This window comes from Streptomyces aurantiacus JA 4570 (assembly GCF_000414115.1).
GTDB classification, from domain to species: domain Bacteria; phylum Actinomycetota; class Actinomycetes; order Streptomycetales; family Streptomycetaceae; genus Streptomyces; species Streptomyces aurantiacus_A.
In genome coordinates this window covers 1-6,622 of record NZ_AOPZ01000156.1, presented here as the reverse complement: position 1 = coordinate 6,622, position 6,622 = coordinate 1, and the positions used below count along the sequence as shown (strand labels likewise).

Genomic DNA, 6,622 nt, shown 5'->3' with positions numbered 1-6,622 from the left:
GCCGCTACACAACGGGGGCCCTAGCGATCCTGCATTGGGGTCAGCGGGTGCGACCCAGACTGTCCCCATGGGAAGGATCTGTACCCCCGACCGGATTCGAACCGGCGCTACCGCCTTGAGAGGGCGGCGTGCTAGGCCGCTACACAACGGGGGCTTCGCGGATCGTGATCCGCAGTTGCAGATGAGCTCTGCGAGCTGGCCTACCAGGACTCGAACCTAGACTAACTGAACCAGAATCAGTCGTGCTGCCAATTACACCATAGGCCATCAAAGCGCAACCCCCTGTGGGGGCCTTGTTTGACTTTGCGCTTCCCGGCCGGACCTTTCGGCCCTCTCGGGCGGCGCAGGAAGAACATTACCCGAAGGTGGACGGCGCTCCAAAACGGGTATCGGCCAGCAACAGCGCGGGAAGCTCCGCGAGACCGGCGATCCGCCGGACACCCGACGGGCCTTCCTGCGCCGAGCCGTTGCGGTCGAGCCAGATGCCGAGCAGGCCCGCGTCGCGGGCGCCGCGCGCGTCGATCTCCGGCTGGTCGCCGACGTACGCGACCTCCGCGGGCGCGAGGCCGAGCTCGTCGCAGACGGCGTGGAACGCCTCGGCCGCGGGCTTGGAGACGCCGAGCTCGGCGGCGCACAGGACGACCTCGAAGCGGTCGCGCACGCCGAGGACGCGGAGCTTGTGGTCCTGGACGGTTTGGGCGGAGTTGGACAGGACGGCGTGCCGGTAGCCGTCGGCGAGGGCGTCGAGGGTCGGGACGGTGTCCGGGAAGAGCGTCCAGGCGGCTTCGTAGTGGACGCGGTAGCGCGCGAACCAGGCGTCGGCCTCGACGTCGTCGAGTGCGGCGCCCAGGAAGTCGCGTACGCGGTCGCGGCGCTGGGACTCGAAGTCGACCTCACCGGCGCCGAAGCGGGCCCAGTGGCGGTCGGTGGTCTCCTTCCACAGCGCGAGGGCCTCCGCAGCCGTGCCGTATCCGGCCAGGATGCCTTCCGCGGTGAGGTGCGCGTGCATGCCGGTGGTGTCGGCGTACGCGTAGTCGAAGATCGTGTCGTCGATATCCCAGACGACGGCTTTGATCGCCATGAGGTCGACAGTAAGCCGTGCGAGTCCTCCCGGCTGGGGGTTCGGGGGTTACCCCCCGAAGAACGCGAAGGGCCCGGGAGCCGTGGTGGCTTCCGGGCCCTTCGTGCGCGGCGTGCGTACGGGTGCGCGGTTACGCGGCCAGCTTCGCCAGGGCCGCGTCCACGCGGGTCAGCGTCGTCTCCTTGCCCAGGATCTCCAGGGACTCGAAGAGGGGCAGGCCGACCGTGCGGCCGGTTACGGCGACGCGGACGGGGGCCTGGGCCTTGCCGAGCTTGAGGCCGTGGGCCTCGCCGGCGGCCAGGACGGCCTCCTTCAGGGACTCGGCGGAGGTCCAGTCGGCGGCCTCCAGCTTCTCGCGGGCCGTCCGGAGCAGGGCGTCGCTGCCCTCCTTCATCGCCTTCGTCCAGGACGCCTCGTCGAAGACCGGCTCCGGCAGGAACAGGAAGTCGACGTTGTCGGTGATCTCGGAGAGGACCTTGAGGCGGGTCTGGGCGTGCGGGGCGATCGCGTCCCACTTGTCCTGGTCGAAGTCCTCCGGCGCCCAGGGGGCGAAGGGGGCCCTGAGCCAGGGGGCGCAGCGCTCGGCGAAGTCCTTCACGTCGAGCAGCCGGATGTGGTCGGCGTTGATGGCCTCGCACTTCTTGAGGTCGAAGCGCGCCGGGTTGGGGTTCACGTCGGCCACGTCGAAGGCGGCGACCATCTCGTCCGTCGTGAAGATGTCCTGGTCGGCGGAGAGGGACCAGCCGAGCAGGGAGAGGTAGTTGAGCAGGCCCTCGGGGAGGAAGCCGCGCTCCCGGTAGAGGTTGAGGGACGCCTGCGGGTCGCGCTTGGAGAGCTTCTTGTTGCCCTCGCCCATCACGTACGGCAGGTGGCCGAAGGCGGGGATCTCCTTGGCGACGCCCAGCTCGATCAGCGCCTTGTAGAGCGCGATCTGGCGCGGGGTCGAGGAGAGCAGGTCCTCGCCGCGCAGGACGTGGGTGATCTCCATCAGGGCGTCGTCGACGGGGTTGACCAGCGTGTAGAGCGGGGCGCCGTTCGCGCGGACGATGCCGTAGTCCGGCACGTTCTCCGGCAGGTAGGTGATCTCGCCGCGGACCAGGTCCGTGAAGGTGATCGCCTCGTCGGGCATGCGGAAGCGGACGATGGGGGTGCGGCCGTCGGCGACGTACGCGGCCTTGCGCTCGGCGGTCAGCTCGCGGCAGTGGCCGTCGTAGCCGGACGGCTTGCCGGCGGCGCGGGCGGCCTCGCGGCGGGCGTCCAGCTCCTCGGTGGAGCAGTAGCAGTGGTACGCGTGGCCGGCGGCGAGGAGCTTGTCGGCGACCTCCTTGTAGAGGTCCATGCGCTGCGACTGCCGGTACGGCGCGTGTGGGCCGCCGACCTCGGGGCCCTCGTCCCAGTCGAAGCCCAGCCAGCGCATGGAGTCCAGGAGCTGCTCGTAGGACTCCTCGGAGTCACGGGCGGCGTCGGTGTCCTCGATGCGGAAGACCAGAGTGCCGCCGTGGTGCCGGGCGTAGGCCCAGTTGAACAGGGCGGTGCGGACCAGGCCCACGTGCGGGTTGCCGGTCGGGGAGGGACAGAAACGTACGCGTACGTTCGTCGCGTTAGCCACGCTTGATCACCTTGTTGGTGAGAGTGCCGATGCCTTCGATGGTGACGGCGACCTCGTCGCCGACGTTGAGCGGGCCGACCCCTGCCGGGGTGCCCGTGAGGACGACGTCGCCGGGGAGCAGCGTCATGGCCTCGCTGATGTGGACGATGAGGTCCTCGATGGGACGGATCATGTCCGAGGTGCGGCCGAGCTGGCGCTGTTCGCCGTTGACCGTGCACTGGAGGGTGAGGTCGGCGGCGCGGGCCAGGTCGATGCCGGTCTCCACCCAGGGGCCGAGCGGGCAGGAGGTGTCGAAGCCCTTGGCGCGCGCCCACTGGTTCTCGCGCTTCTGTACGTCACGCGCGGTGACGTCGTTGGCGCAGGTGTAGCCGAGGATGACGTCGGCGACGCGCTCGCGCGGGACCTCTCGGCACATCCGGCCGATGACCACGGCCAGCTCGGCCTCGTAGTGCACCTCCTGGGAGAAGGAGGGGTACTCGATGGGGTCGCCGGGGCCGGTCACGGAGGTGGACGGCTTGAAGAAGGCGACCGGGGTGTCCGGGATCTCGTTGCCGAGTTCCGCGGCGTGCTCCGCGTAGTTGCGGCCGATGCCCACGATCTTGTTGGGCAGCACCGGCGGGAGCAGCCGGACCTTGTTCAGCGGGACCTTCGTGCCGGAGAGCTCGAAGTCCGCGAACGGGATGCCCTTGATGATGTCGAGGACGAGCCCCTCGGTGCTTCCTGGGGGAGCTTCGCCCTCGACTGCGCCGAAGGCGACATTGCCGTCGATGGAGAACCTGGCGATGCGCAACGGGGCCCCTTGCGTTTGGGTGGAGTGTGTCGCTCCGAGTCTATGGGGCTTCGCCCCTTTCCCCCTGATCGCCGCTTCGCGGCCCGTCCTCAAGCTCCCCCAAGCTCTTAAAGAGCAGGGGGGACCCCCTCGACGGGCTATTTCCCCGCCGGGCGTCGCTCTTCGTCTTACGGCGCTTCCATCAGGACCGTGCGGCGGGGGTTCGCCGTCTGGGTCGGCAGTTCTACGGGGTGCTCCGGCTGCTCGGCCGCGGGCTGCACGTCGTCTGCGTCCTCGAGGTGCGCGAGGGTGGTGCGGCGGGGGTTGGCTATGTTGCGGAACATCAGCGTGGACTTCATCTGCCGTTTCGACCCTGTCGGTTGGGGCGTCGCTCGGTGGACGCCGGTTGTCGGTTTCGCCATCCCTGTAAAGCGTCAGGCTAAACATGCAATTCCCGACCAAAGTCCAGAAGAGGCCATGATCTTCATGTGAGTTTGCTCACTGAGGAGCGGGCAAAAGGGTCAATTCCGGCTAGCGGTCCGCCCATTGAAAACGGACATTGCCCACCTGAAGGCCCCATTCCGCTCCTGATCATGAAGACTGGGACACCCACGTCAGCCGAGGGTCTCGTACGGGAAAGTCCGTTATGGGCGACTTCACTTTCTACGTCTCGTAACGCGCCAATCACGTGCTGTCACGGAGCTCATGCCCTGGCCCACGGGCCTTGTTGGAGATCCTGCACTGTGCTGGAATTCCCGGGACCGCCGCGGGACAGAACCGGCGCACAGGGGCGCAACGCAGCGCCGAGTGGCGGCGGGAAGGGGGAGCAGCGCCGGTCTCACGACCACCAAGGGGTGCCTGGCGCCCCGAGACGCCGACACCGTTCCGCCGCCATGCGGCAGGACGCCTGGTCCAGAGGTTGCGACGCTAGTGCAGGGACGTTTCAAGAGGGATGGCAAGGGGTCTCCCCAGGCCGGCCGCGGCCGAGGGGAAGCTTCGGCGGATCCGGAGCGCGGCGGAAGTGACCGCGGCTCCTCGGCCCAGCACGCCCAGAACCCCGGACAGGTGCAGTCCGGTGACGGCGGCACGGGTGCCGGCCGCGCGGGCTCCGGCCCGGCCGCGGGCGGAGCGCTGCCCAAGGGCTCCAAGACACCTCCGGGTCCCGGCTCCCGAATAGCCCTGCGCAACTGGCGCATCTCCACCCGTCTGGTCTCGCTCCTCGCGCTGCCCGTCATCGCGGCGACCTCCCTCGGCGCCCTGCGGATCAACTCGTCGATGGACGAGATCGAGCAGCTCGACAACATGAAGCTGCTGACCGACATGACCAAGCAGGCCACCGAGTTGGCCGCGGCGCTCCAGGAGGAGCGCGACCAGTCGGCGGGCCCGCTCGCGCACGACGCGAAGGACACCGACTTCACCGTCAAGGGCGCCCGGGACGACACGGACCGCGCCTACAAGAACTTCCTGCGGGGCACGCAGCAGCTCGACGACAGCGACAGCGACAAGGGCCTGCTGGGCGTCCGGCAGAGCACCATCCAGATCACCCAGCAGCTGCAGAAGATCAACGACGTCCGCCGGAACGCGTACGCCGACACCAAGTCGGTCTCGCAGACCGTCGACGCCTACAGCCAGCTCATCGAGCAGCTCCTCGCGCTCTCCGAGGACATGGCGCAGGCGACCAGCAACCCGGACATGATCCAGCGCACCCGCGCGCTCGCCGCGTTCTCCTCCGCCAAGGAGTACGCCTCCGTGCAGCGCGCCGTCATCGCGGCCGCGCTGCCCGCGAACAACCGCGAGTTCGGCAAGCTCTCCGAGACCGACCGCCGGTACGCGTTCTCCGCCCTTGACAAGGAGGGCTCGGAGCTCCAGTCCTTCAACCGGATCTACACCGGTGACCCCGAGAAGCTCCTGAAGCCCATCAGCGAGGGCAACGCCTCCATCGAGGCCGCCAACTCCTACGCCAAGCGCGTCCTGGAGCAGGAAGGCGGCATCAAGCTCCGCGGCAAGCGCTCCTACAAGGACTGGGTGGACTCCGACTCCACCAAGATCTCTGAGATGTCCAAGATCGAGCTGACGCTGCTCGACGAGATGGAGCAGAAGGCCCGTTCGCTCAGGAACGAGTCCGAGCAGCAGGCGATCCTCAACGGTGCGCTCATCCTGCTCGTGCTCGGTGTGTCGCTCGTCGGCGCCTTCGTCGTGGCCCGGTCCATGATCCGCTCGCTGCGGCGGCTGCAGGACACCGCCACCAAGGTCGCCCAGGACCGCCTGCCCGAGCTGGTCAAGCAGCTCTCCGAGTCCGACCCGCAGGACGTGGACACGTCCGTGGAGTCGGTCGGTGTGCACTCCCGGGACGAGATCGGCCAGGTGGCCGCGGCCTTCGACGACGTGCACCGCGAGGCCGTCCGCCTCGCCGCCGAGCAGGCCCTCCTGCGGGGCAACGTCAACGCGATGTTCACCAACCTCTCGCGCCGTTCCCAGGGCCTCATCCAGCGCCAGCTCTCCCTCATCTCCGAGCTGGAGTCCCGCGAGGCCGACCCGGACCAGCTCTCCTCGCTGTTCAAGCTCGACCACCTCGCGACCCGCATGCGCCGTAACGGCGAGAACCTCCTCGTGCTCGCCGGTGAAGAGCCCGGCCGTCGCTGGACCCGGCCCGTGCCGCTCGTCGACGTGCTGCGTGCCGCCGCGTCCGAGGTGGAGCAGTACGAGCGCATCGAGCTGTCGGCGGTGCCCTCCACCGAGGTCGCGGGACGCGTCGTCAACGACCTCGTGCACCTGCTCGCCGAGCTGCTCGAGAACGCGACCTCGTTCTCCTCGCCGCAGACCAAGGTCAAGGTGACCGGTCATGCGCTGCCCGACGGCCGCGTGCTCATCGAGATCCACGACACCGGCATCGGCCTCTCCCCCGAGGACCTCGCCGCGATCAACGAGCGGCTCGCCTCGCCGCCCACCGTGGACGTCTCCGTCTCCCGCCGCATGGGTCTGTTCGTGGTCGGCCGCCTCTCGCAGCGCCACGGCATCCGCATCCAGCTGCGCCCCTCCGACTCCGGTGGCACGACCGCGCTGGTCATGCTGCCCGTCGACGTCGCCCAGGGCGGCAAGAAGGTCCCGAGCAAGCCGGGCGCGCCCGCCCCGACCGGCGGTCCCGCCGCGGCGCAGGCCGCCG

General features: G+C 69.1%; 5 protein-coding genes and 2 tRNA genes. 1 reads left to right on the top strand and 6 read right to left on the bottom strand.

Going from position 1 to position 6,622, the window contains the following annotated elements; translation table 11 throughout:
* Positions 1-81: 81 nt before the first annotated feature.
* The 6 genes from STRAU_RS16990 to STRAU_RS42990 form a co-directional block, all read right to left on the bottom strand.
* A tRNA-Glu gene (locus STRAU_RS16990) sits at positions 82-154 on the bottom strand.
* Positions 155-195: 41 nt separating this feature from the next.
* Positions 196-267, bottom strand: a tRNA-Gln gene (locus STRAU_RS16985).
* A gap of 88 nt (positions 268-355) precedes the next feature.
* On the bottom strand, positions 356-1,081 hold the full coding sequence (locus tag STRAU_RS16980) for an HAD family hydrolase (RefSeq protein ID WP_016641575.1): 726 nt from the start codon (positions 1,079-1,081) through the stop codon (positions 356-358).
* Between the two features lie 130 nt (positions 1,082-1,211).
* Positions 1,212-2,690 (bottom strand): glutamate--tRNA ligase, encoded by a 1,479-nt coding sequence (gene gltX / locus STRAU_RS16975; protein ID WP_078621272.1) that lies wholly within the window; start codon positions 2,688-2,690, stop codon positions 1,212-1,214.
* Entirely contained in the window at positions 2,683-3,480 is a 798-nt protein-coding gene (locus STRAU_RS16970) for a fumarylacetoacetate hydrolase family protein (RefSeq protein WP_016641573.1), read from the bottom strand. The genes gltX and STRAU_RS16970 overlap by 8 nt, the downstream gene beginning before the upstream one ends.
* Before the next feature lie 167 nt (positions 3,481-3,647).
* Complete coding sequence (locus tag STRAU_RS42990; RefSeq protein ID WP_016641572.1) at positions 3,648-3,818, bottom strand: hypothetical protein; 171 nt, start codon at positions 3,816-3,818, stop codon at positions 3,648-3,650.
* Positions 3,819-4,389: 571 nt separating this feature from the next.
* On the opposite strand from STRAU_RS42990, the gene STRAU_RS16965 reads away from it, so the two are divergent.
* Positions 4,390-6,622, top strand: a 2,233-nt coding sequence (locus STRAU_RS16965; protein WP_037659994.1) for a sensor histidine kinase, incomplete at its 3' end; no start/stop codon positions are given.